This is a genomic window from Streptomyces saintjeani (genome assembly GCF_055409605.1).
Map to the genome: position 1 here is coordinate 5659869 of NZ_CP189624.1, position 24255 is coordinate 5684123.

The following is a 24255-nucleotide window of genomic DNA, read 5'->3' on the forward strand; positions in this document are numbered from 1 at the left end:
AAAACGACCGTGGCCCAGGAGGCGCAACCCAGCATGGTGCAGATCAAGAGTCCCGAGCAGATTGCCAAGATGCGGGTGGCGGGGCTCGTCGTGGCGGCGATCCACGCTGCCACTCGGGAAGCCGCTGTGCCGGGGGCGTCCACCCGCGACCTCGACGAGGTGGCCCGCAAGGTGCTCGCGGAGCACGGGGCCAAGTCCAACTTCCTCGGGTACGGCGGATTCCCCGCGACGATCTGCACGTCCGTGAACGACGTCGTCGTCCACGGCATCCCCTCCGACGAGGTCGTCCTCAAGTCCGGGGACATCATCTCCATCGACTGCGGGGCCATCGTCGACGGGTGGCACGGGGATGCCGCGTACACCGCGTTCGTCGGCTCCGGGCACGCTCCCGAACTGGTCGAGCTGTCCCGGGTGACCGAGGAGTCCATGTGGGCCGGGATCGCGGCGATGAAGCCCGGCAGCCGGCTGGTCGACGTCTCCCGCGCCATCGAGACGTACATCCGGCGCCAGCCGAAGCCCGGTGGCGGTCGGTACGGGATCATCGAGGACTACGGCGGGCACGGGATCGGTACGGAGATGCACATGGACCCGCATCTCCTGAACTACGTCGACCGCAAGCGCGGGAAGGGCCCCAAGCTGGTCCCCGGCTTCTGCCTCGCGATCGAGCCCATGGTGTCTCTCGGCACCCCGAAGACCGAGGTCCTCGCCGACGACTGGACGGTCATCACGACCGACGGCACGTGGTCGTCCCACTGGGAGCACAGCGTGGCCCTCACGGAGGCCGGGCCCCTGGTCCTGACGGCTCCGGACGGCGGCAAGGCGAAGCTGGCGGAGTACGGGGTGACGGCGGCCCCCGATCCCCTGGCCTGACCTCCTCCGCTCCCGCCCTTCGGGGGCGTGTGGGGCTGTTTGGGGGAAAAGGGGGGTTGGGGATCTTCGTTGGGGGGCATCCTTCTCGATTCGTCTTTCTGGGTGGGGTGACGTAGACTGACGCGTCGGCTTTCGTGCATTCGTGTGTCTGGAATGCGGCAGCGGAAGTCGATCAAGGTAGTCGATTCGAAGGGCGAAGCGTGGCCAAGAAGCAAGGTGCCATCGAGATCGAGGGCACTGTCGTCGAGTCTCTTCCGAACGCGATGTTCAAGGTAGAGCTCCAGAACGGCCACCAGGTCCTGGCCCACATCAGCGGCAAGATGCGGATGCACTACATCCGTATCCTCCCTGACGACCGGGTCGTGGTGGAGCTTTCTCCGTACGACCTGACCCGTGGCCGGATCGTCTACCGCTACAAGTAGATCTTGCCCGCATCCCGCTCACACGGGGTGGTGGCACTGACCCGGAGAACCTCAATCCCATGAAGGTCAAGCCGAGCGTCAAGAAGATCTGCGACAAGTGCAGGGTGATCCGCCGTCACGGCCGGGTCATGGTCATTTGCGAGAACCCGCGCCACAAGCAGCGCCAGGGCTGACCGCAACCCGATCCACACCCTCTGCATCCGCAGAATCTTCGCGCGACGCGAGCTGAATTGTTCATACGCAGGACCCAGACGGCCGAGGCCGTCTGACACCCCCGGTTCGGAGGCCGGGGACCCGGTTCGTACCTAGTACGGCGAGCTGGGAGGCGGTCCTGTGGAAGACCTCCGACGATCACCAGGAGCCATTTAATGGCACGCGTTTCCGGTGTTGACATCCCGCGCGAAAAGCGCGTGGAAGTCGCCCTCACCTACGTGTTCGGCATCGGCCGGACCCTCTCGCAAGAGACGCTGGCTGCGACCGGCATCAACCCCGACACCCGCGTCCGCGACCTGAGCGAAGAGCAGCTCGTCGCGATCCGCGAGTACGTGGACGCCAACATCAAGACCGAGGGTGACCTCCGTCGCGAGGTCCAGGCCGACATCCGCCGCAAGGTCGAGATCGGCTGCTACCAGGGTCTGCGGCACCGCCGTGGCCTGCCCGTCCGCGGTCAGCGCACCAGCACGAACGCCCGTACCCGCAAGGGCCCGCGTCGCGCCATCGCCGGCAAGAAGAAGCCGGGCAAGAAGTAGTCCTCAGCGGACAACGCTTCATCAGCGGTCTTCGCTGTAGGACCGACCACCTCCCCGTAGGAGTTTGTAGATGCCCCCCAAGGGTCGTCAGGGCGCTGCCAAGAAGGTGCGCCGCAAGGAAAAGAAGAACGTCGCGCACGGCCAGGCGCACATCAAGAGCACGTTCAACAACACGATCGTGTCCATCACGGACCCGGCCGGAAACGTGATCTCGTGGGCCTCCGCCGGTCACGTCGGCTTCAAGGGCTCCCGCAAGTCCACGCCGTTCGCCGCGCAGATGGCCGCCGAGTCGGCCGCCCGTCGCGCGCAGGAGCACGGCATGCGCAAGGTCGACGTGTTCGTCAAGGGCCCGGGTGCCGGTCGTGAGACCGCGATCCGTTCCCTCCAGGCCACTGGCCTTGAGGTCGGCTCCATCCAGGACGTCACGCCCACGCCGCACAACGGCTGCCGTCCGCCGAAGCGTCGCCGCGTCTGATCCGGGGCGCGACGGCCTCTCCGCTCACGCGGAGGTGAACCGCGCCGTCGCGTCTGATCTGACATACGGCTGCTTGGTCTGAGGTTTTCGGGCGGTACGACTCCTTCGGGTCGTATCGCCCGTACCCTTGTAGTACAGAGTCGGGCGTCAAATAGCGGGCGCCCACAACTGAAGGATTCACCACATGCTGATCGCTCAGCGTCCCTCGTTGACCGAAGAGGTCGTCGACGAGTTCCGCTCCCGGTTCGTCATCGAGCCGCTGGAGCCGGGGTTCGGCTACACCCTCGGCAACTCCCTGCGTCGTACGCTCCTCTCCTCGATCCCGGGTGCGGCGGTCACGTCCATCCGTATCGACGGCGTCCTGCACGAGTTCACCACCGTGCCGGGTGTCAAGGAGGACGTCACCGACCTGATCCTCAACATCAAGCAGCTCGTCGTCTCCTCCGAGCACGATGAGCCCGTCGTGATGTACCTGCGCAAGCAGGGCCCGGGTCTGGTCACCGCCGCCGACATCGCGCCGCCGGCCGGTGTCGAGGTGCACAACCCCGACCTCGTCCTCGCCACGCTCAACGGCAAGGGCAAGCTGGAGATGGAGCTGACGGTCGAGCGTGGCCGCGGTTACGTCTCCGCCGTGCAGAACAAGCAGGTCGGTCAGGAGATCGGGCGTATTCCGGTCGACTCGATCTACTCGCCGGTTCTCAAGGTCACGTACAAGGTCGAGGCGACTCGTGTCGAGCAGCGCACCGACTTCGACAAGCTGATCGTGGACGTCGAGACCAAGCAGGCGATGCGTCCCCGTGACGCCATGGCCTCCGCCGGTAAGACGCTGGTCGAGCTGTTCGGGCTCGCCCGTGAGCTGAACATCGACGCCGAGGGCATCGACATGGGGCCGTCCCCCACGGATGCCGCCCTCGCCGCTGATCTGGCGCTGCCGATCGAGGAGCTTGAGCTCACGGTTCGGTCGTACAACTGCCTCAAGCGTGAGGGCATCCACTCCGTGGGTGAGCTGGTTGCGCGCTCCGAGGCCGACCTTCTCGACATTCGTAACTTCGGTGCGAAGTCCATCGACGAGGTCAAGGCCAAGCTCGCGGGTATGGGGCTTGCGCTGAAGGACTCGCCTCCCGGGTTCGACCCGACCGCCGCGGCTGACGCCTTCGGCGCCGACGATGACGCGGATGCGGGCTTCGTGGAGACCGAGCAGTACTGAGTGGCTGGGGTTCGCCCCAGAGGATCTCAACGTGGAGATCGAGCAGTACTAAGAGCTCGGGCCATCCGGTTCGTGCTTGGGTGCGGGTGCGCTGTGCTTGATCGCGCAGTTCCCCGCGCCCCTGACTCCGAGCTTCGCTCGGATCTCCGACGGGCGACCGTCCGCTCGGATACTGACCCCGGTACCTCGTACGGCCGGGGCAGACACCTCAGGAGAATGAAATGCCCAAGCCCACCAAGGGTGCCCGTCTCGGTGGTAGCGCTTCTCACGAGAAGCTGCTTCTGGCGAACCTTGCCAAGTCGCTCTTCGAGCACGGTCGCATCACCACGACCGAGGCGAAGGCGCGGCGGCTGCGGCCGTACGCCGAGCGGCTGGTGACCAAGGCGAAGAAGGGTGACCTTCACAACCGTCGCCAGGTGCTTCAGGTCATCACGGACAAGAGCGTCGTCCACACGCTCTTCACCGAGATCGGTCCGCGGTACGAGAACCGTCCCGGTGGTTACACCCGTATCACCAAGATCGGTAACCGTCGTGGCGACAACGCGCCCATGGCTGTCATCGAGCTGGTCGAGGCGCTGACGGTTGCGCAGCAGGCGACGGGTGAGGCCGAGGCCGCGACGAAGCGTGCGGTCAAGGAGGCGGACGAGGCTGCTGCGACCAAGGTCGAGGAGACCGAGGTTGTTGAGGCGTCGGCCGAGGAGTCGAAGGACGCGTAAGCGTCTGCCGGGGGCTGTTGTCGGGCGGCTGCGGCTTCGTCGTGGTTGTTCGCGCAGTTCCCCGCGCCCCTAGGTAAGTCGGGTGGGCCTGTTCCTAATAGGAGCAGGCCCGCTTTTGTTTGGGTGAGAGGAACTTGCCGTGAGTGATGACGTGCAGGCCGGGTTCGTGCGGGTTCGGCTTGATCTTTCCTATGACGGTTCCGGGTTTCATGGGTGGGCCAAGCAGGCCGGGGGGAAGCGGACTGTTCAGGGGGAGGTTGAGGATGCGCTCAGGACTGTGACGCGGTCCGGGGAGGTCGGGTACGACCTCACGGTTGCGGGGCGTACCGATGCCGGGGTACATGCTCGGGGGCAGGTCGCTCATGTCGATCTGCCGGATGCTGTGTGGGGGGAGCATCGGGAGAAGCTGCTCAAGCGGCTGGCCGGGCGGTTGAGCAAGGACGTGCGGGTGTGGGGGGTTGCTGAGGCTCCGGAGGGGTTCAACGCACGGTTCGCGGCTCTGTGGCGGCGGTACGTGTATCGCGTGGGGGATCAGGCCGGTGGGGTCGATCCGCTGCTTCGGAGTCATGTGCTGTGGCACGACTGGCCGTTGGACGTCGCCGTGATGGATGCCGCCGCCAAGTCACTGGTGGGGGAGCACGACTTCGCCGCTTACGCGAAGAAGCGGGAGGGTGCTTCCACCGTGCGGGAGATCTTCGACTTCGGGGTGCGGCGGCGGGATGACGGGGTGGTCGAGGTCGAGGTGCGGGCCGACGCCTTCTGTCACAACCAAGTGCGGTCGATGGTGGGGGCGTTGCTGTTCGTGGGGGACGGGCACCGGGACGCGGGGTGGCCCCGGCGGGTGTTGGACGCCGGGGTGCGCGACAGCGCCGTACACGTGGTACGGCCGAACGGGCTGACGTTGGAGGAAGTCGCTTACCCGGCGGACGAGTTGCTTGCGGAGAGGCAGGTGCAGGCCCGTCGGGTGCGGGGGGTGGTGCACGTCGGTCGGTCTTCCCGGACGTGATGAAGATCTCGGACGTCTCGGTGTGCGGTCACGACGTGGCCGCCGCTGACGCCTGGGTCTCGCCGCGGCGGTTGATCTGCTGGAACGTGAACTCCGCGAGGGTGTCGCCCGCTGTGAAGACGGCCGTGTCGGTCTTCGTGACGTTCTTGCCGTTCGTGAAGCCCGAGACCGTGAAGTAGGCGTACCGGCCGTAGGAGTTGGTGGTCGAGCGGCAGATCGCGCCGTTGCAGAAGGCGGCGATGCCGTTGCCGGCCAGCGGCTTCACGAAGCTCTTGTCGTCCGCGTCCTTCTTCGCCTTCAGGGCCTGTGCCTCGGTGTCGAAGACGGCCACGCCGACCGTCGTCGCTATGCCGTCCTTCACGTAGGTGACGCGCATCAGGCGGGTGCAGCCGTTGTCCTTCAGGACCTTCGGGAGCGAGCCCTGGGAGCCGGTGTCGCAGGCGGGGCTGTCGGCGGACGGGCCCTTGCGGAACGTGCCGCCCGTGAGGGTGACCTGGGTGCCCGGGAAGAGGAGGTGCGGGCCGTTGGGCGCCGTGTCCTTCGCCTTGTCCGAGATGAACTCCTTCGGGTTCAGCGGCGGCGGGGCCGTCGTCGGCGCGAAGGAGGGTGCCGAGGAGGCGCTCGGCAGGTCGCCGCCGGCCGCGGGCAGGGACGACGTCGGCTTGTTCGCCGTAGCGCCGCCGTTCGCCGAGACCACGGCCATCGCCACGGCCGTACCGATCGCGACGGTCGCCGCGGCGCCGCCGCCGATCAGGAAGATCCGCTTGCGCTTGTTGCGCTTCTCCGAGGACTCCGCGAGGGCGGCCCAGTCGGGGCCGCTCGGGCCGGTGCTCTCACCGTTCCACGGCTGCTGGGAGTTCGGTTTCCACGGATCCCACTGGGACGGAGGTCCCCCCTGCCCATAGCTCATGCGCCGCATCCTAGACGGGGCGACACACCGGTGGGGCGGCCTCGGGAAGCTTTGAAACCCACTCACCCGTAGATGTCGTGTTTGGGTGTGAGGCAGTTCCCAGGGAGGGGGCGGGCAGGGGCGGGAGAGCTCGTTTTGACCCGCCCGTGGGAGCCCGGGTACGCTGGCTAGTCGTTGTGTATTGGCTTCCTCGTTTTCACGCGAGAGAGCCTTACCTAGGTTCCCTGGAGCAGTTTCCAGTGGGCGGCATACGGGCAGTGTTCCCGGCCATTGTCGTCCCCAACTGCACGATCGCTTCAGTGATGCCATGTGTCAGCACCCCATCCCTGAAGAAGAAGGCTGCTAAGTGCGTACGTACAGCCCCAAGCCCGGCGATGTGACTCGCCAGTGGCACGTCATCGACGCCCAGGACATCGTCCTGGGCCGCCTCGCCAGCACCGCCGCCTCCATCCTGCGCGGCAAGCACAAGGCGATCTACGCGCCCCACGTCGACACCGGTGACTTCGTCATCATCATCAACGCCGACAAGGTGCACCTCTCCGGCAACAAGCGGACCCAGAAGATGGCGTACCGCCACAGCGGCTACCCGGGCGGTCTGCGCTCGGTCCGCTACGACGAGCTGCTGGACAAGAACCCGGAGAAGGCCATCGAGAAGGCCGTCAAGGGGATGCTCCCGAAGAACACGCTGGGCCGTCAGATGCTCTCGAAGCTGAAGGTCTACAGGGGTGACCAGCACCCGCACGGCGCGCAGCAGCCGCAGCCGTTCGTGATCACCCAGGTCGCGCAGTAATTCCGGCCACGCAGACCATTCACTAGCCAAGAGAAGCTGAGGAAACACCGTGGCTGAGACCACCGCCGAGCAGCCGCTCGACAACGACGTCGACATCGAGAACGTCGACATCGAGAGCTACACCACCGAGTCCGAGGTCGTCCTGGAGGGTGACTACACCTCCGAGTCCCTCGCGGGTCGTTTCGGTGACCCCCAGCCGGCCGCCGGCCTGGGCCGCCGCAAGAACGCCATCGCCCGTGTCCGGATCGTTCCGGGTACCGGCAAGTGGAAGATCAACGGTCGCACCCTTGAGGACTACTTCCCCAACAAGGTGCACCAGCAGGAAGTCAACGAGCCCTTCAAGGTTCTTGAGCTCGAAGGCCGTTACGACGTCATCGCGCGTATCGGTGGGGGCGGTGTCTCCGGTCAGGCCGGTGCGCTGCGTCTCGGTGTCGCCCGTGCGCTGAACGAGGCCGACGTCGACAACAACCGTGGTGCGCTGAAGAAGGCGGGCTTCCTGCGTCGTGACGACCGTGCGGTCGAGCGCAAGAAGGCCGGTCTGAAGAAGGCTCGTAAGGCTCCGCAGTACAGCAAGCGTTAGGCTCCGCCGGGGGCGCCGGGTTTGTCTGCCGGTCCGGCTGTGGCTGGTCGCGCCCGCGCGGCGGAAGCCGCAGATCGAACACAGCCCCGCGCCCCTCAGGTGGCGGCTTCGCCGCCATCCCCGGGTGGCAGCTTTGCTGCCTGCCCTTTATCGCTTGTCCGAATGCCCCGGCGGCACGCCCGTGCTGTCGGGGCATTCGTTTATTGCTGCCTTGGGCGTATAACGGCACAAGACGCTCATAGGCTCATGTGATCGGATGATCTCCGTAAGTGACGCTTCCTCAGGAGGACAAGTGGGACGACTCTTCGGTACCGACGGCGTGCGTGGGGTGGCCAACGCGGATCTGACGGCCGAGATGGCGCTCGGTCTGTCTGTCGCGGCTGCTCATGTGCTTGCCGAGGCGGGTACGTTCGAGGGGCATCGGCCCACCGCCGTCGTCGGGCGGGATCCTCGGGCGTCCGGGGAGTTTCTCGAAGCGGCCGTTGTCGCGGGGCTGGCCAGTGCGGGTGTGGATGTGCTGAAGGTGGGGGTGCTGCCCACTCCTGCCGTGGCGTATCTCACGGGTGTGCTTGGCGCCGACCTCGGTGTGATGCTCTCCGCCAGCCACAACGCCATGCCCGACAACGGGGTCAAGTTCTTCGCCCGTGGCGGGCACAAGCTTGCGGACGATCTTGAGGATCGGATCGAGGCCGTGTACGAGGGCCATCGGCATGGCGAGCCCTGGTCGCGGCCCACGGGGAGCGGGGTCGGGCGGGTCCGTTCCTACGACGAAGGGTTCGATCGGTACGTCGCCCATCTCATCGGGGTGCTGCCCAATCGGCTCGACGGGCTGAAGATCGTCCTCGACGAGGCGCATGGCGCTGCCGCTCGGGTGTCGCCGGAGGCGTTCTCCCGCGCGGGCGCCGAGGTTGTCACCATTGGTGCCGAGCCTGATGGGCTCAACATCAACGACGGGTACGGGTCCACCCACCTCTCCAAGATCAGGGACGCGGTTCTTTCCCACGGGGCTGATTTCGGGATCGCGCATGACGGGGACGCGGATCGGTGTCTTGCCGTCGATCACACCGGGGAGGAGGTCGACGGGGATCAGATTCTTGCCGTGCTCGCGCTCGATATGCGGGAGCGGGGGGTTCTGCGGGCCGACACCGTTGTCGCTACCGTCATGTCCAACCTCGGGTTCAAGCTCGCGCTTGAGCGGGAGGGGCTGTCTCTCGTGCAGACCGCTGTGGGGGATCGGTATGTGCTGGAGTCCATGAAGGAGCATGGGTACGCGCTCGGGGGGGAGCAGTCCGGGCACGTCATCATTCTTGACCATGCGACGACGGGGGACGGGACGCTTACGGGGCTGATGCTGGCGGCACGTGTGGTCTCCAGCGGTAAGTCTCTCCGCGACCTCGCTGGTGTCATGCAGCGCCTGCCGCAGGTTCTGATCAACGTTCCTGATGTCGATCGGTCCCGGGTGTCCACGTCGGCGGAGCTGGCGGCGGCTGTCACCGAGGCGGAGCGGGAGCTGGGGGCGACGGGGAGGGTTCTGTTGCGGCCCTCCGGTACGGAGCCGTTGGTTCGGGTCATGGTGGAAGCGGCGGATCAAGGGCAGGCGCAGTCGGTGGCGTCGCGGTTGGCGGATGCGGTGAAGTCGGCGCTGGGGTAGGTGCCGGGTTCGGGAGGGGTGGGGCTGCGCGCGGCGGGGTGCGGGTCCGTCGTGGCTGGTCGCGCAGTTCCCCGCGCCCCTGAAAGACGGGGTGCGGGCCGGTGGTTGGGTGCGGGGGTGTCGTGGTTGCTCGTGCCCGCGCGGTGGTAGCCGCACATGGGTACAGCCCCGCGCCCCTGAAAGACGGGGTGCGGGCCGGTGGTTGGGTGCGGGGGTGTCGTGGTTGCTCGTGCCCGCGCGGTGGTAGCCGCACATGGGTACAGCCCCGCGCCCCTGAAAGACGGGGTGCGGGCCGGTGGTTGGGTGCGGGGGTGTCGTGGTTGCTCGTGCCCGCGCGGTGGTAGCCGCACATGGGTACAGCCCCGCGCCCCTAAAAACGCGGTGCTGTTCGATGGTTGGGTGTGCGGTGGTAGCCGCACATGTATGTGTTTCGCTGCTCGCAGCTGACCGCCGGTCCGCACCCAGTCTTTCAGGGGCGCGGGGAACTGCGCGATCAGCCACGGCGTGCCCGCAGTTGGCTACCTTCCCCCGCCCACTCCTTGCCTCCTCCACAGCCACTTCTGTACCAGCAGCGTTGCCACCCCCGCCAGGACGATGCCCAAGAGGTTCAGGAGGAGTTGGAGCGTTGAGCCCCAGGTTTGGCTGGGGTCGTTGTAGGTGAGGGCTACTGCCGCGTTTGCTGCTGCTGGGACTGTCGTTACCGAGATGGCCACTCCTACCAGGGCGCCCGATTTCGCTGATGTCAGGGAGAGGGTGCCTGCTGCTCCTGCGAGGAGGGCCACCACGAAGCTGAACGCGTCCGGGGCGTAGACGAAGGCCGTGTTGGGGCGGGTGCCCTCCAGGTCGGACTCGTGGAAGAGGTTCGCCGCGTTCATGAGCCAGCTGAAGGCCACCGTCAGGGTCATGGCTACGGCGAAGCCGACCAGGAGGGCGGTCAGGGCGCGGAGCGCCAGGCGTGGGGTCTTGCGGACGATCGAGGTCGACAGCGCCGCGAGGGGGCCGAACTCCGGGCCCACCGCCATCGCGCCGACGATGAGGATCGCGTTGTCCAGCACGACCCCGCACGCCGCGATCATCGTCGCCAGCGTGAGGAAGGCGACGTACGTCCAGGAGAGGGTCGACTCCTCGTGGGTCGCGTCGGTGAGGTGTTCCCAGAGGACCGCGTCCGCCCCCTCGCCCGGCGCCTCCGCTTCCGCCTTGTCCGCGCGGAGGGACAGGGAGAGGTCGATGTTCTCGACGGCGATGGAACCCGTGCGGTCGAGGCCGAGGTCCTGGAGGGCCGTGAGGAGCCCGTCGCCGGCCTCGCGGGCGACGTCGCACAGGACGACGTCACCGGCGGGGTTGCGGGCGGCGCCGGGGAGGACGACGAGGTGGGTGGCGCCCACCGTCTTCTCGATGAGGCGGACCGCGTCGTCCGTGGTGTCGGGCGGGGTGATGAGGCGCAGGTGCAGCATCGGCGGCTTTCAGAGTTTGCGCAGGTGCAGGCGCTGGACCTTGTGGTCGGGGCCTTTGCGGACGATCAGGGTCGCACGGCCACGGGTGGGGGCGATGTTCTCCAGCAGGTTGGGCTTGTTGATGGTGCGCCAGAGGGTGCGGGCGTAGTCGAGGGCCTCGGGCTCGGACACCTGCGTGTACTTGCGGAAGTACGAGTCCGGGTCCTGGAAGGCGGTGGCCCGGAGTTTGCGGAACCGGTTGAGGTACCAGCGCTCGATGTCGTCGGCGGCGGCGTCGACGTACACACTGAAGTCGAAGTAGTCCGCGAGCCCGACCCGCGTACGGCCGTCCGTGCCCGGCAGGGCCGGCTGGAGGACGTTGAGGCCCTCGACGATGAGGATGTCGGGGCGGCGGACCGTCAGTTTCTCGCCCGGGACGATGTCGTAGATGAGGTGGGAGTAGACGGGGGCCGTCACCTCGTCCTTGCCCGCCTTGATGTCGGCGACGAAGCGCGTCAGGGCGCGGCGGTCGTACGACTCCGGGAAGCCCTTGCGGGACATCAGGCCCCGGGCCTCCAGTTCGCGGGTGGGCAGGAGGAAGCCGTCCGTCGTGACCAGCTCCACGCGGGGGTGTTCCGGCCAGCGGGACAGGAGCGCCTGGAGGAGGCGGGCCACGGTGGATTTTCCTACGGCGACCGAACCGGCGACGCCTATCACGAACGGCGTACCCGACTGGGAACCCCGTTCGCCCAGGAACGTGTTGAGCGCGCCCCGCAGGCCGTCCGTGGCACCGACGTACAGGTTGAGGAGGCGGGAGAGCGGGAGGTAGATGTCCCGCACCTCGTCCAGGTCGATGACGTCGCCGAGGCCGCGCAGCTTCTCGACCTCCTCCGCTGTCAGGGACAGGGGGGTTTTGTTCCGCAGCGCGCTCCACTCGGAGCGGGTGAGGTCGAGGTAGGGAGTCGCCTCCGGCCTGTGCCGGTGGGCGCTCCGGGGGATCGGGGAGACCGGAGAGATCACAGTCCATTGTTAACGGAGTTTGAACGGGGCGGGGGGTGGGGTCCGTCACGCCGGGGGCGAAGTCGCGTACAACCGTTGCTGTGTGCCGGCTGTCCAACGGGGCACTTCGGGCTGCATGGGAGATGAGGGGGCGGCGGTATGCGTGGTGGGCCAGGCGTGGGGAGAGGGCTCGCGGTGGGGGCCGTGGCGGTGTTGCTGGGGGCGGTCGGGGTGACGGGGGCCGGGGCGGAGACGGCATCGCCGTCGCCGTCCGTATCGCCGTCCGTCTCGGCATCGCCGTCGCCGTCGGGATCGCCGTCCGCGCGGGGCGCCGCCGCTCCCGTGGACGTGCGGATGTCGATCGGCTTCCCGCCGGGGGACGTCGCTCCCGGCAGCCGGGTCTTCCTCACGGCCAAGGCGGCGATCGTCAGCGGGGCGCCGGCCGAGCTGACGGCGGTCTTCCGGATACCGGCCGGGCTGGAGTACTTCTCCGACCAGTCGGACCACGACGAGACCGAGGAGTGTGCGAACTCCGCCGACAAGCGGACCGTGACCTGTACGTCGCAGTACACCCCGGCGCACGAGCTGTCGTACCGGCTCCAGATGATGGTCGGCGACTATGTGAAGCCCGGCACCGACCTGCCGATCACCGCCACGGCCTCCACCGGTGACGAGCCGGACACGAACCCGGCCGACAACACGGCCTCGACGACTCTCCAGGTGCGCACGGGGGCCGACTTCGGGGTGAAGTGGTTCACGCCGAAGACGTCCGTGAAGCCGGGGGAGTCGGTCACGACGAAGCTGGTCGTCACCAACCACTCCGACCGGACCTCGCGGGGGCCCGGGGGCGTGGAGATGTCGGCCTACGGCCTGCTGATCTGGCCGTACGAGTCACCCGGGCTGCCCTGCTGGGCCGACCCCAACCACTGGATCTGCGAGTGGGAGGCGGGGTTCACCCCGGGGGAGAGCCGCACCTTCGTCTTCAAGTGGCGGTTCCCCGAGGAGAGCGCCGGGAAGACGCTGAAGGTGTCGGGCTCGACCCTCTTCGACGACGCCGACGACCCGGTCCGCGCCAACGACAGCGACGAGCTGGTCTTCAAGATCGGCAAGGTGTCCGGTACGCCGACGCCGACACCCAGCGCTTCCGCCTCCGTCTCCGCTTCTCCCACGCCGACCTCCACGCCCACGCCCGCGCCTGTGCCGTCGGGGCTCGGCGGTGGCGGCAACCTCGCGTCCACCGGTGCCGGGGTCGGGCCCGAGGTGCTGGGCGGGGCCGTCGGGATGGTCGTCGTCGGGGGTGCGCTGTTCGTTCTCGTGCAGAGGCGGAGGCGGGTGCGGTGATGCTCGGGCGGAGAGGGTGGGGCGCCGTGGCGGCCGGGGTGGCGGTGGTGTCGCTGGTCGCGGGGCCGGTGGCGCGGGCTGAGGGGGGTGCGGTGTCGCCGTCTCCCTCGCCGTCGTCGTCTTCCTCGCCGCCCGAGGGGCCGGGTACGCCGTCGCCGTCCGGGACGGGTACGGCTGGACCGGCGCCGTCCGTGTCGCCGTCGCCGTCCGCGTCCGCGCCGGTCGGGCGGGCCGAGCCTCACATCGACGCCACCACCCGGATGTGGCCCGACCTCGGGACCATCTGGGCCGGGGAGTCGTTCGGGATCTGGGCCATCGCCGAGAACCTCTTCGACACGACGCCGCGGCTCGCGCTGAAGCTGACGTTGCCCGAGGGGGTGACGTACGAGGGGAACACGGCCGGGCAGACGAACGGGACCTGTACGCCGTCCGGGGCGCGGACGTTGACCTGTCTCGCCGATGACGGGAACACCAAGCAGGTCATGGCGAAGATCAAGGTCAAGGCCGATGACGGTCTGCCGCCGATGACCGGCCTGAAGTTCACGGCGGTCGCGGACATCGGGGACACGGTCGATCCCAACCCCGCGAACAACAGCCTCGACTGGACGGTCACCGTCATGGAGAAGGCCGATGTCGGGGTCGAGTGGAGCATGACGCCGTCGGGGCCCGTCGCGGCCGGGACGGAGGTGAAGACCGTGTTCACCGTGACCAACCACGGGCCCGGGATCTCGCGGGTCGGGACCGTGAAGTTCTATCCGGGGTTCGACTACTGGCCCACCAGCGCGCCGGGGTATCCGCCCTGCTGGACCGATCCCGGGGTGATCATCTGCGACCGGGCGGGGGACATGGCGCCGGGGGAGACCTTCTCGTACACGTTCACGTGGAAGTTCCCGAAGAAGGCGGTGGGGACGACGTACCGGATGCGGGGTGAGCTGTACCTGGCCAGCCGGCACGATCCCGTCGCCGCGAACGACCATGCGGACGCGGTGTTCAGGATCGTGAAGCCGGGGGCTTCGGCCGGGCCCACACCGTCGGCGTCCGCCACGCCTTCCTCGCGACCCGCGCCCGCGCCTTCGGCCGCCGGGGGCGGGGGGAGTCTCGCGTCCACCGGAGGCGGGGGCGCGGTGCCGGTGCTGTGGGGTGCGGCGGGCCTCGTCGTCCTCGGCGGGGCGCTGTTCGCCGTCGTAGGGACCAGGGCGCGACGACGCGCTCTGGACGACCGGTAGAGAACTGGGGAGGAGCGAGATGTCCGTACGAGGGGGACGCGCGGCCGTTGCGGCGGGCGCGGCGGCGTTGGCGTTACTGGCGGGGACGGGGGCGGGAGCCTGGGCGGCGGACGGGGGTGGGCCGGGGTCTGCTGGGTCCGGGGTGGAGTCGGCGAGGTCGGTCGGGGCCGGTCGAGGGTCGGCCGGGGCGGAGTCGGTGCTGGGGCTCGGGTCGGGGGAGGCGTCGAGTGGCGCGCCAGTGCCTGGGGCGGGTACCGCGCCCGGGGCGGAGCGGGCGGGGCAGGGGGGTGCGGGGGCCGAGTCTGCCGGGGCCGAGGTCCGGGCGGGGGAGGCGTCGAGTGGGGCGCCGGCACCTGGGGCGGGGGCTGAGCCCGGTGGTGTGTCTGAGCCTGGGGCGGGCGCCGGGTCCGCGCCTGAGGCAGGGGCTGAGCCCGTGCCTGTGCCTGGTGGTGTGCCTGAGCCTGGGGTGAGTGGTGCGCCCGTGCCCGCGCCCGGTGGTTCGTCTGCGCCCGAGTCGGGTGCCTCGCCCTCGGCCGATGGGCTGCCCAGTCCTGCGCCGGATGCTGTGCCCGCTCCCGGTGCCGGGGCCGGGTCGGGTACCGCGTCCGCACCCGTCGACGTCGTATCGCGGCTCTATCCCGACTCCCCCTTCATCGCACCCGGCAGGCTGCTGGGTGTCCGGGCCATCGCCGATGTCGAGAAGGGGAGCGTCACGAAGCTCGGGCTCACCTTGAAGCTGCCCGCCGGGGTCACGTACGTGAAGGACCTCGACAACGCGAGCAACGGGGTCTGCAAGCCGTCCGCCGACGGGCGGAGCGTCAGTTGTGTGCCGGCCGGGGGGCTGGAGTTGTTGTCGGTGTACGTGCAGGTCAAGGTCGGTGTGGGGGTGGCGCCCGGTACGGAGCTGGCGTTCACCACGACCGCCGACATCGGGGACGCGGTCGACAGTACGCCGGAGGACAACGTCGCGTCGGCGAAGGTCACCGTCCGGGTGCCCGCCGACCTCGGGGTCGAGTGGACGACGGCGCCCAAGGGGCCGGTGAAGGTGGGCCAGGAGGTGCTGACCGAGGTGACCGTCACCAACCACGGCCCCGGGGCCGCGCCGCTCGACGCGGTCAGTTTCTGGATGGGCTTCGACTACTGGCCCGCCAAGGCGCCCGGGTACCCGCCGTGCTGGGCCGACCCGGGTGTCCTGATCTGCGACGTCTTCCGGGACCTCGCGCCCGGCGAGACGCTGAAGTTCGCCTTCACCTGGAAGTTCCCGAAGAAGGCCGCCGGCAAGGAGTACCGGGTGCCGGCGGGCCTCTACACGAGCAGCCCGCTGGACCCGAACCGGGCGAACGACAGCTCCGAGCTGGTGTTCAGGATCGCGAAGCCGGGGACCCCGAAGCCGACACCGACACCGACACCGACCCCGAAGCCCACCCCGACACCGAGCGCCTCGCCGTCGTCGATGCCGTCCCCGGCGGGCGGCAGGGGCCAGCTCGCCGCGACCGGCGCCGGGTTCCCCGTGGCCGGGCTCACGGCGGGTGCGGGTGCGCTGGTCCTGACGGGCGGCGCACTCGTCGTACGGCGGCGGCGTTCGTCGTAACGCGGTCTCGGGAGGTCTGTTCCCGCCGGGGTGCGAAAACCTGGCGGGAATTTCCGATATCGGGCACGCTGGACCCTGTTTCGGCGCTCGAACCGGCTTAGGCTGCCGCGCATGTGCGGAATCGTGGGATACGTGGGGTCTCGGTCGGCGCTCGATGTCGTGATGGGGGGACTGAAGCGGCTGGAGTACCGCGGGTACGACTCGGCCGGGGTGGCCGTGCCGGCGGACGGGGGGCTCGCCGCCGCCAAGCGGGCCGGGAAGCTCGTCAATCTGGAGAAGGAACTGGTGCGCCAGCCGTTGCCGGCCGGGGGGACGGGGATCGGGCACACGCGGTGGGCGACGCACGGCGGGCCGACCGACGCCAACGCCCACCCGCACCTCGACAACGCCGGCCGCGTCGCCGTCGTCCACAACGGGATCATCGAGAACTTCGCCGTGCTGCGGGCCGAACTCGCCGAGCGCGGGCACGCGTTGGCGTCCGAGACCGACACCGAGGTCGTCGCGCACCTGCTCGCCGAGGAGTTCTCGGGGTGCGCGGACCTCGCGGAGGCGATGCGGCTCGTGTGCCGGCGTCTGGAGGGCGCGTTCACGCTGGTCGCCGTGCACGCGGACGAGCCGGACGTCGTCGTCGGCGCCCGGCGCAACTCGCCGCTGGTCGTGGGGGTCGGCGAGGGGGAGGCGTTCCTCGCGTCCGACGTCGCCGCGTTCATCGCGCACACCCGCTCCGCGATCGAGCTGGGGCAGGACCAGGTCGTCGAGCTGCGCCGCGACCGGGTGACCGTCACCGGGTTCGACGGGGCGCCGGCCGCCGTCCGCCCGTACCACGTCGACTGGGACGCCTCCGCCGCCGAGAAGGGCGGGTACGACTACTTCATGCTCAAGGAGATCGCCGAGCAGCCGAAGGCGGTCGCCGACACGCTGCTCGGGCGGATCGACGGCGCCGGGTCGCTCGTGCTCGACGAAGTCCGGATCTCCGCCTCCGAGTTGAGGGAGGTCGACAAGGTCGTCATCGTCGCCTGCGGGACCGCCTTCCACGCCGGGCTCATCGCGAAGTACGCGATCGAGCACTGGACGCGGATTCCCTGCGAGGTGGAGCTGGCGAGCGAGTTCCGGTACCGGGACCCCATTCTCGACGGGCGGTCGCTGGTCATCGCGATCTCCCAGTCGGGGGAGACCATGGACACGCTGATGGCGCTGCGGCACGCCCGCGAGCAGGGGTCCAAGGTGCTCGCCATCTGCAACACCAACGGGTCGACCATCCCCCGCGAGTCCGACGCCGTGCTCTACACGCACGCCGGGCCCGAGGTCGCCGTCGCCTCCACCAAGGCGTTCCTGACGCAGCTCGTCGCCTGCTACCTCGTCGCCCTGTACCTCGGGCAGGTGCGCGGCACGAAGTGGGGGGACGAGATCCGGGCCGTCGTACGGGACCTCGCGCGGATCTCCGGGGAGGTCGAGCGGGTGCTCGAAACGATGGAGCCCGTACGGGAGTTGGCGCGGTCGCTGGCCGACAAGAAGACGGTGCTGTTCCTCGGGCGGCACGTGGGATACCCCGTCGCGCTGGAAGGGGCGCTGAAACTCAAGGAGTTGGCGTACATGCACGCCGAGGGGTTCGCTGCGGGGGAGTTGAAGCACGGGCCGATCGCCCTCATCGAGGACGACCTTCCCGTCGTCGTGGTCGTGCCCTCGCCCCGGGGGCGGTCCGTGCTGCACGACAAGATCGTGTCCAACATCCAGGAGATCCGGGCGCGGGGGGCCCGGACGATCGTCATCGCGGAGGAGGGGGACGAGGCGGTGGTGCCGTACGCGGATCATCTCGTACGGATTCCCGCGACGCCGACGCTGCTTCAACCGCTGGTCGCCACCGTGCCGTTGCAGGTGTTCGCGTGTGAGCTGGCCACGGCGCGGGGGAACGAGGTGGACCAGCCCCGGAACCTGGCGAAGTCGGTGACGGTGGAGTAGGGGGTCTCGGCCCGCCGGGGAGTCCGGCGGGCCGTCCTCGTGGGTGTCAGGCGACCGTCATTCCGCCGTCCACCGGCAGGACCGACCCCGTGACGTACTCCGCGCCGATCAGGTAGCGGATCGCCGCCGCGACGTCCGTCGGGTCGCCGACCCGGCCCGCCGGGACCGTGTCCGCCGCCGCCTTGAACTGGGCCTGCCTGGCGTCGTCCGGGAGGAAGGACCACCACGGGGTGTCGACGGCTCCGGGGGAGACCGCGTTGACGCGGACGGGGGCGAGTTCGGTGGCCAGGGGGGAGACGGCGCGTTCGATCGCGCCGTTCACCGCGGCCAGCGCGGTCGTGCCGGCCAGGGCCGAGCGGGCCGTGGCCGCCGAGAGGAGGGTGATCGAGCCCGTGACCTCGGCCCGCTGGATCGCGGACAGGTACGGGAACAGCTTGCCCTCGAACGCGGCGCGGACGTCGGCGAGTTCGACGTCCGCGAGGGGGCCGAGGCCCACCGCGCCGGGGCTGAACGCGAGGACCAGGTGGTCGATCGGGCCGGTCCGGGTGAAGAACTCCGCGACCTCGGTCTCGTCGGTGGCGTCCAGCCGTACCGCCGTCGCCGGGATGTCGCGCGCGGCATCCAGCCTTGCGGCGTCGCGGCCCGTGACGGTCACCTCCGCGCCGTCCGCCGCGAGCGCCTTCGCCGTGGCGAGGCCGATGCCGGAGGTTCCGCCCATGATCACAACACGCATGACAGTGCACCTTCTTTTCGGGACGTGGCGTCTCGTTTTTATATCGAGACGTGGCGTCTTGTAAAGTGGTGGGTATGACGGGTGAACGACGGCCGGGCAGGCCGCGCAGTGCGGAGTCGCGGGGGGCGGTGCTCGCGGCGGCGATGGAGGGGCTGTGGGAGCACGGGTTCGCCGCGCTGACCATCGAGGGGATCGCCGCGCGGGCGGGGGTGGGGAAGCAGACGATCTACCGCTGGTGGCCGTCGAAGGCGGACGTCGTCCTCGACGCGCTCCTCGACCGCGTGGAGGAGCGGATTCCCGTCCCGGACGAGGGGTCGTTGGCGGCGGACCTCGGGGCGTTCCTGTCCGCGACGTTCCGGGAGAGCCATCACCGTCCCGTTCTCGTGGGGTTGATGGCCCAGGCCCTGCTCGACCCGGTCTTCGCGGCGGCCTTCCGGGAGCGGTTCCTGTTCAGCCGCCGGGCGGTCCTGCGGGAGTTGCTGGACCGGGCGGCGGTCCGGGGGGAGATCGCGGCGGACGTGGACCCGGAGTTGCTGATCGACACGGTGTACGGGGTGCTGTGGTACCGGCTGATGCTGGATCACGCGCCGTTGGACGAGACGGCGAGCCGTGAGCTGGCGGGGTTGGTGGTGAAGGCGGCGCGGTGAGGCGGGGTCGCGCGCCGGAGCCGTACCCGTCCGGCGCGCGACGCGGAGCGGTCAGGCGATGCCCGTACCGACCCCCTTGCCCTCGTCGTTGGTGTTGTCGCCCCAGTACTCGTAGACGATGACGGTGACGGGGGTCTCCTCGATGTAGTAGTTGCCCTCGATCGACGCGCAGTGGCCGTCGTTGGACGGGTCGGACTGGATGAGCCAGACGCTCGTGCCGTTGTTGTTGCCGTAGACCTGGGCCCTGATGCCGCGCCCGTCCGACTTGTTGTCGCAGACGGTGAGCTTCTCGATGCCGGGCTGGCCGTTGAGGTCGGCGTCGAAGAACGCGGCTCCGCTGCGGTTGGTGGTGTAGACCCAGCCGCTGTTGGCGGACGCCTGCGCCTGGGTGGAGAGGCCCATCGTGGCGGTCAGGGCGAGCCCGGCGACGAGTGAGGCGTTTCTTACGGCTTTCATGGTTTCCTCCCGTTGGTGTGAAGGGCACGACTATCCCGGGAGGGGAGGGCGGCTGTCGTTGGCGGAGCGTCCACGCTTGATTGGCGAAGCGTCCAGGGCCGCGTACAGGCTCTTACGCGCCGCGTCCGCTCACGTCCCGCCACGCTCCCGGCAACGCCTCCGCCACGTCGTACGCCGTCGTCGGCGCGCCCTCGGCCGCGTACCTCCCCGCCAGGCCGTGCAGGTACGCGCCCACGCTTCCCGCGTCCAGGGGTGACAGCCCCGCTGCCAGGAGGGAACCCGTCAGGCCGGACAGGACGTCGCCGCTGCCGGCGGTCGCCAGCCAGGGGGTGCCTGTCGGGTTCACTCGTACGGTGCCTGTTGCGTTGGCGATCAGGGTGGTCGCTCCCTTGAGGAGGACCGTCGCCTGGTAGCGGGACGCCAACTCCCTTGCCGCTGACAGGCGTTCGGCCTCCACCTGGTCCCGGGAGATGCCCAGGAGGGCTGCCGCCTCGCCCGCGTGCGGGGTGAGCAGGGTCGGTGCTGTGCGGCGGCGTACCGTCGCCGCGTCCGCCAGGCGCAGGCCGTCCGCGTCGATCAGGACGGGGACGTCGTCCAGGGCGAGGATCTCCGCGACCGGGCCCGCGTCGTCGCCGGCGCCCGGGCCCGTCACCCACGCCTGGACGCGGCCCGCGTTCTTCGGGCCCCGGTCCGTGACCAGGGTCTCCGGGAAGCGCGCGAGGACCGCGTCCCCGGCGGGGCCGACGTACCGTACCGCTCCCGCGCCGCCCCGCAGCGCCCCGGCGACGGCGAGGACGGCGGCGCCGGGGTAGCGCCCCGAACCCGCCGCGATGCCGACAACTCCCCTTCTGTACTTGTCACTCGACGCGCCGGGCCGGGGGAGGAGACGGGCGACGTCGGCGTGCTGGAGGGCCTCGGCGGCGGGCTCCTCGGGCAGGTCGAGGCCGATGTCGACGAGGCGGACGACCCCGGCGTACTCCCGTGCGGGGTCGATCAGCAGGCCCGGCTTGTGCGTACCGAACGTCACCGTCAGGTCGGCGCGGACGGCCGCGCCGCGCACCTCGCCGGTGTCCGCGTCGACGCCGCTGGGGAGGTCGACGGCGACGACGGGGACACGGAACTCCTCGACGGCGCGGACGACTTGCGCGGCGTCCTCCCGCAACCCGCCCCGGCCGCCGATGCCTACGATCCCGTCGACGACCAAGTCGGCGTTGCGGACGGCGAGTTCGGCGCCGTCGGTTCCGACGACCCGGCCGCCGGCCCGCACCAACGCGCTGAGCCCTCCCTCGTGCACCTTCAGCGGCGACAACAGCACGGCCGTCACCCCCGCACCCCGCCGCGCGAGCCGTGCGCCCGCGTACAGCGCGTCGCCCCCGTTGTCCCCGCTCCCGACGAGCAGCACGACCCGCCGCCCGTACACCCGCCCCATCAACTCCCCACAGGCGACGGCGAGTCCGGCGGCGGCCCGCTGCATCAACGCCCCCTCGGGCACGCGGGCCATCAACTCGCCCTCGACCTGGCGGACGGTCTCTACGCGGTAAGCAGTACGCATGGGCCAAGTCTGCCTCGCCGCCGGGAAAAACCCCTTGCGCCTCCGCCGTGCCCCGTGGTTACCATCCCTCCGATGACTACCTCTTCTCTCATGAGATTGGGGGCCCCGTCCGCTCAAGGTGAGTGCTGATGGCACACCACCTCAAGGACGGCACCCTCTTCTGGCCGCGAGTACGCCGTTACGCCGTACCGCCCGCCATGATCAAGACCGCGACCGCTCGCCGGGAGACCGGGGACTGGGCCGGCGCCTGCGCTGCGGCGCGCGTGGAGGTGGACCTGGATCTCGGGTCCGCGAAACGGGCGTACGGCACGGCACCGGTGGCTCGACTCCGGGCGGATCTGAGGAACTTCGCGCCCGATCTGCTGCGCTGGCACATGCCGAGAACCGCACCGGACGGCCTCCTGAGACCCGCGCTGACGATTCCGCTGGCCCGGTACGACACGGACGGCCGGCCCCTGTGGCTCGTCGTCCGTACGCCGCCCGCGTGGGCGGACGCGGGCCAGCGTATGAGCCTCGCGCTGTGGGACGGCGATCTCGCCGGGGACACGATGGCCCGGCGCCATCCACACCCCCACCCCAGCCGACGTTTCCGCCTCGACCTGCACCGGCATCTGTGGGACGCCCGCAGGGCCGGTGAACTGGCGGAACGCTCGTCCGCCGACGACCAGCACGCGACGCGCCGCTGGCTCGCCGAGGCCGCGCTCCTGCTGGACGCCGAGGGGCTTCCGGCGGGGCCGGTGGAAGTGCGGGCGGGTGGGCGGCGGAGGGTGGTGGATACGCGGGAACCGCCGCCGGGGGGTGGGGAGTTCGCGCGGTACGGTGAACCGGGCGGCGGGGTGCGGGGGTTCGCGTCGCACGTCGAACAGGCAGGCGGTGTGGGCGAGTTCGCGTCGTGCGTCGAACCGCCGGGCCACGCAAGCGAGTTCGCGTCGTACCCCGGATCGCCGGGCCGCCCGAGCGGGTTCGCTTCGTACGTCGAACTGCCCCATTCCGTACGGGAGTTCACGCCTCCCCAGCGCACCCTCCCCCTCCCCCTCCTCCCCGACGCCTCCACCCACCCCCTCCCCGACCTCGTCCTCCTCCGTGCGGGTGTCATCGACGCCGGTGACCTGCATCCGCTCGTCGCCGACGCGTTGGCTCCCGGGTGCCCCCGTCCCGCCGGCCCGCCGCCCGATCAATCGCACCGCTTCGTCGACTGCCGGGGCGAGCGGCACCGTATCGGCTTCGTCGGGGGTGTGCTCGCGCCGCTCGATCACGCGCCCGAACAGCTCCGCAGGGAGGAGCTGTTGATGGCGTTGACCGGAACTCCCTTGCCCTGTCTGCGTGTTATCGACGAGGCGCACCGTCGGCCCGACTGTCTGACCGGCGTCCGGGAGCGGCTGGAGCATGGGGACACCGCCGGTGCGCTCGACGTCGTGGAGGAACTCCTCGGTCCTGGCGCCGTGTTGAGGGACGGCCCGCTCAAGGACGCGTTGGCGGAGGCGGCCGAGCGGCAGGTCGTGTACGGGCTGTACCGGGCGGGGTTGAGCGAGGACGCGCCCGAGCGTACGCGGGAGGGGTGGACCGGGCGGAGGCGCCGGCCTCGACGGTACTCGCGGCGGCCTCAGCCCAAGAAGTAAGCCCAAGAAGCAAGCCCGAGAAGTAAGCCCCGCCCCGCTGTTCAGCTCCTCCCTTTCCGGTCCGAGTGGACCCCTTCTCCCCGAAACGGTGATCGCCCATGCCTGAAAACTCCCAACTCTCCCTCGCCGACGACCTGTTGGCACTCCTCTCCGACACTCGTACCGAACCCCGCCCCGACATGCAGCTGGAGGCGTTGACGCTCGCCGTCGCCGCCGACCTCCCCGTCCTCCTCTGGGGCGAGCCCGGTATCGGCAAGACCGCCGCCCTCAACCAGCTCGCCGAGTCCCTCGGGCTCCCCCTCACGACCGTCATCGCCAGCGTCCACGAACCCTCCGACTTCTCGGGGCTGCCCGTCGTCGGCGACGACCCCGCCGTCCAGGGCGTCCCCATGGCCCCGCCCGACTGGGCGGTCCGGCTGGTGCGTGCCGGGAAGGGGCTGCTCTTCCTGGACGAGCTCTCCACCGCGCCGCCCGCCGTCCAGGCCGCGCTGCTGCGGCTCGTGCTGGAGCGGCGGATCGGTACCTTGCGGCTGCCGGCCGGCGTACGGATCGTGGCCGCCGCGAATCCGAGGTCCTCGGCGGCGGACGGGTGGGAGCTGAGCGCTCCGCTCGCGAACCGGTTCGTGCACCTTCAGTGGGCGCACGATCACGAGGTCGTCGTGCGGGGGCTCGGCGGGACGTGGCCGCGTGCGAGCCTTCCCGTGCTCGACGCCGGGCGGCTGGCCGAGGCGGTCGAGTACGCGCGGCGCGCGGTGTGCGGGTTGCTGGAGGTGCGGCCCAAGCTGGTGCACCAGTTGCCGAGCGCGGAGACCCGGCGGGGCGGTGCGTGGCCCTCGCCGCGCAGTTGGGACATGGCGCTGCGGCTGATCGCGTTCGCGCGGGCCGCGGGGTCCTCCCGGGAGGTGCTGTCGTTCCTCGTCCGGGGAACCGTCGGCGACGGGCCCGGCCTCGAACTCCTCGCCTGCGTCGACCGCATGGACCTGCCGGACCCGGAAACGGTCCTCGCGGACCCGATGAACGCCGAGCTGCCCCGCCGGGGCGACCTCCGCCAGGCCGTCCTGGACGGCGTCGTCGAGGCGGTCCGCAACCGTCCGACCCGGGCCCGGTGGGACTCGGCATGGTCGGTACTGGTGCGTGCGCTGGAGACGGGGGCACCGGACCTGATCGTCGTCCCGGCGACGACGCTGGCCTCGCTGCGGCAGGAGGAGTGGGAGGTGCCGGGGGAGATCGAGCGGCTGGCGGGGGTGGTGGAGCTGTCGCGGGGTGCGGACCGGGTGATGGCACGGGTGAAGGGCAAGGAGACGGCGGGGGTGGGGCGTTGAG

General features: G+C 69.9%; 24 protein-coding genes. 18 read left to right on the plus strand and 6 right to left on the minus strand.

What is annotated here, in order from left to right; all coding sequences use genetic code 11:
• The first annotated feature begins 33 nt into the window (after positions 1–33).
• The 8 genes from map to truA all read left to right on the plus strand — a co-directional run bounded on the left by map (position 34) and on the right by truA (position 5445).
• Positions 34–870, plus strand: a complete 837-nt coding sequence (gene map, locus ACQCO7_RS25865; RefSeq protein ID WP_464074045.1) for a type I methionyl aminopeptidase — start codon at positions 34–36, stop codon at positions 868–870.
• A 200-nt stretch (positions 871–1070) separates the two neighbouring features.
• Positions 1071–1292: a translation initiation factor IF-1 gene (gene infA / locus ACQCO7_RS25870; protein WP_003948620.1), complete on the plus strand. Its 222-nt coding sequence runs from the start codon at positions 1071–1073 to the stop codon at positions 1290–1292.
• A 59-nt stretch (positions 1293–1351) separates the two neighbouring features.
• A complete protein-coding gene (gene rpmJ / locus ACQCO7_RS25875; RefSeq protein WP_003998809.1) occupies positions 1352–1465 on the plus strand; it encodes a 50S ribosomal protein L36 in 114 nt (37 codons plus the stop codon).
• 195 nt (positions 1466–1660) lie between these two features.
• On the plus strand, positions 1661–2041 hold the full coding sequence (gene rpsM, locus ACQCO7_RS25880; protein ID WP_010354219.1) for a 30S ribosomal protein S13: 381 nt from the start codon (positions 1661–1663) through the stop codon (positions 2039–2041).
• Positions 2042–2111: 70 nt separating this feature from the next.
• A complete protein-coding gene (gene rpsK, locus ACQCO7_RS25885; protein ID WP_010354218.1) occupies positions 2112–2516 on the plus strand; it encodes a 30S ribosomal protein S11 in 405 nt (134 codons plus the stop codon).
• Between the two features lie 184 nt (positions 2517–2700).
• The gene (locus ACQCO7_RS25890; RefSeq protein WP_003966937.1) at positions 2701–3723 is read left to right on the plus strand and encodes a DNA-directed RNA polymerase subunit alpha; all 1023 of its coding nucleotides are present in this window, start codon (positions 2701–2703) and stop codon (positions 3721–3723) included.
• 221 nt (positions 3724–3944) lie between these two features.
• Complete coding sequence (gene rplQ, locus ACQCO7_RS25895) at positions 3945–4439, plus strand: 50S ribosomal protein L17 (protein WP_464074046.1); 495 nt, start codon at positions 3945–3947, stop codon at positions 4437–4439.
• A gap of 139 nt (positions 4440–4578) precedes the next feature.
• Complete coding sequence (truA, locus tag ACQCO7_RS25900; protein ID WP_464074047.1) at positions 4579–5445, plus strand: tRNA pseudouridine(38-40) synthase TruA; 867 nt, start codon at positions 4579–4581, stop codon at positions 5443–5445.
• A gap of 28 nt (positions 5446–5473) precedes the next feature.
• On the opposite strand, the gene ACQCO7_RS25905 is transcribed toward truA, so the two are convergent.
• Positions 5474–6355 carry a hypothetical protein gene (locus tag ACQCO7_RS25905; RefSeq protein WP_464074048.1) on the minus strand — a complete coding sequence of 294 codons (882 nt, stop codon included), beginning with the start codon at positions 6353–6355 and terminating at the stop codon, positions 5474–5476.
• 346 nt (positions 6356–6701) lie between these two features.
• Between ACQCO7_RS25905 and rplM the strand changes: the two genes are divergently transcribed.
• The 3 genes from rplM (at position 6702) to glmM (ending at position 9376) form a co-directional block, all read left to right on the plus strand.
• Entirely contained in the window at positions 6702–7145 is a 444-nt protein-coding gene (rplM, locus tag ACQCO7_RS25910) for a 50S ribosomal protein L13 (protein ID WP_464074049.1), read from the plus strand.
• A gap of 49 nt (positions 7146–7194) precedes the next feature.
• Positions 7195–7725: a 30S ribosomal protein S9 gene (rpsI, locus tag ACQCO7_RS25915; RefSeq protein ID WP_464074050.1), complete on the plus strand. Its 531-nt coding sequence runs from the start codon at positions 7195–7197 to the stop codon at positions 7723–7725.
• 292 nt (positions 7726–8017) lie between these two features.
• Positions 8018–9376 (plus strand): phosphoglucosamine mutase, encoded by a 1359-nt coding sequence (gene glmM, locus ACQCO7_RS25920; protein ID WP_464074051.1) that lies wholly within the window; start codon positions 8018–8020, stop codon positions 9374–9376.
• A gap of 518 nt (positions 9377–9894) precedes the next feature.
• Here the strand turns inward: glmM and ACQCO7_RS25925 are convergent.
• Together ACQCO7_RS25925 and coaA are read right to left on the minus strand one after the other, a co-directional pair.
• Positions 9895–10830: a DUF389 domain-containing protein gene (locus ACQCO7_RS25925; protein WP_464074052.1), complete on the minus strand. Its 936-nt coding sequence runs from the start codon at positions 10828–10830 to the stop codon at positions 9895–9897.
• Between the two features lie 9 nt (positions 10831–10839).
• The gene (coaA, locus tag ACQCO7_RS25930; protein WP_409119265.1) at positions 10840–11829 is read right to left on the minus strand and encodes a type I pantothenate kinase; all 990 of its coding nucleotides are present in this window, start codon (positions 11827–11829) and stop codon (positions 10840–10842) included.
• A gap of 138 nt (positions 11830–11967) precedes the next feature.
• On the opposite strand from coaA, the gene ACQCO7_RS25935 reads away from it, so the two are divergent.
• The 4 genes from ACQCO7_RS25935 (at position 11968) to glmS (ending at position 17925) form a co-directional block, all read left to right on the plus strand.
• Positions 11968–13149, plus strand: a complete 1182-nt coding sequence (locus tag ACQCO7_RS25935; protein WP_464074053.1) for a hypothetical protein — start codon at positions 11968–11970, stop codon at positions 13147–13149.
• On the plus strand, positions 13149–14375 hold the full coding sequence (locus ACQCO7_RS25940) for a hypothetical protein (protein WP_464074054.1): 1227 nt from the start codon (positions 13149–13151) through the stop codon (positions 14373–14375). The genes ACQCO7_RS25935 and ACQCO7_RS25940 overlap by 1 nt, the downstream gene beginning before the upstream one ends.
• A gap of 565 nt (positions 14376–14940) precedes the next feature.
• Positions 14941–15966, plus strand: coding sequence for a hypothetical protein (locus ACQCO7_RS25945; RefSeq protein ID WP_464074055.1), 1026 nt, complete (start codon positions 14941–14943; stop codon positions 15964–15966).
• A gap of 111 nt (positions 15967–16077) precedes the next feature.
• Positions 16078–17925: a glutamine--fructose-6-phosphate transaminase (isomerizing) gene (gene glmS, locus ACQCO7_RS25950; RefSeq protein WP_464074056.1), complete on the plus strand. Its 1848-nt coding sequence runs from the start codon at positions 16078–16080 to the stop codon at positions 17923–17925.
• Positions 17926–17971: 46 nt separating this feature from the next.
• Here the strand turns inward: glmS and ACQCO7_RS25955 are convergent, their stop codons facing one another.
• Positions 17972–18658 (minus strand): SDR family oxidoreductase, encoded by a 687-nt coding sequence (locus ACQCO7_RS25955; RefSeq protein WP_464074057.1) that lies wholly within the window; start codon positions 18656–18658, stop codon positions 17972–17974.
• Positions 18659–18732: 74 nt separating this feature from the next.
• Between ACQCO7_RS25955 and ACQCO7_RS25960 the strand changes: the two genes are divergently transcribed.
• A complete protein-coding gene (locus ACQCO7_RS25960) occupies positions 18733–19305 on the plus strand; it encodes a TetR/AcrR family transcriptional regulator (protein ID WP_464074058.1) in 573 nt (190 codons plus the stop codon).
• Positions 19306–19356: 51 nt separating this feature from the next.
• Here ACQCO7_RS25960 and ACQCO7_RS25965 read toward each other — a convergent pair whose 3' ends face one another.
• Complete coding sequence (locus ACQCO7_RS25965) at positions 19357–19761, minus strand: hypothetical protein (RefSeq protein WP_409119258.1); 405 nt, start codon at positions 19759–19761, stop codon at positions 19357–19359.
• A gap of 112 nt (positions 19762–19873) precedes the next feature.
• A complete protein-coding gene (locus tag ACQCO7_RS25970; RefSeq protein WP_464074059.1) occupies positions 19874–21313 on the minus strand; it encodes an NAD(P)H-hydrate dehydratase in 1440 nt (479 codons plus the stop codon).
• 128 nt (positions 21314–21441) lie between these two features.
• Here ACQCO7_RS25970 and ACQCO7_RS25975 point away from each other — a divergent pair, with 128 nt between their 5' ends.
• Both ACQCO7_RS25975 and ACQCO7_RS25980 read left to right on the plus strand, forming a co-directional pair.
• Entirely contained in the window at positions 21442–22932 is a 1491-nt protein-coding gene (locus tag ACQCO7_RS25975; RefSeq protein WP_464074060.1) for a hypothetical protein, read from the plus strand.
• A 98-nt stretch (positions 22933–23030) separates the two neighbouring features.
• Positions 23031–24254 carry an AAA family ATPase gene (locus tag ACQCO7_RS25980; RefSeq protein ID WP_464074061.1) on the plus strand — a complete coding sequence of 408 codons (1224 nt, stop codon included), beginning with the start codon at positions 23031–23033 and terminating at the stop codon, positions 24252–24254.
• The last annotated feature ends 1 nt before the right edge of the window (position 24255 follow it).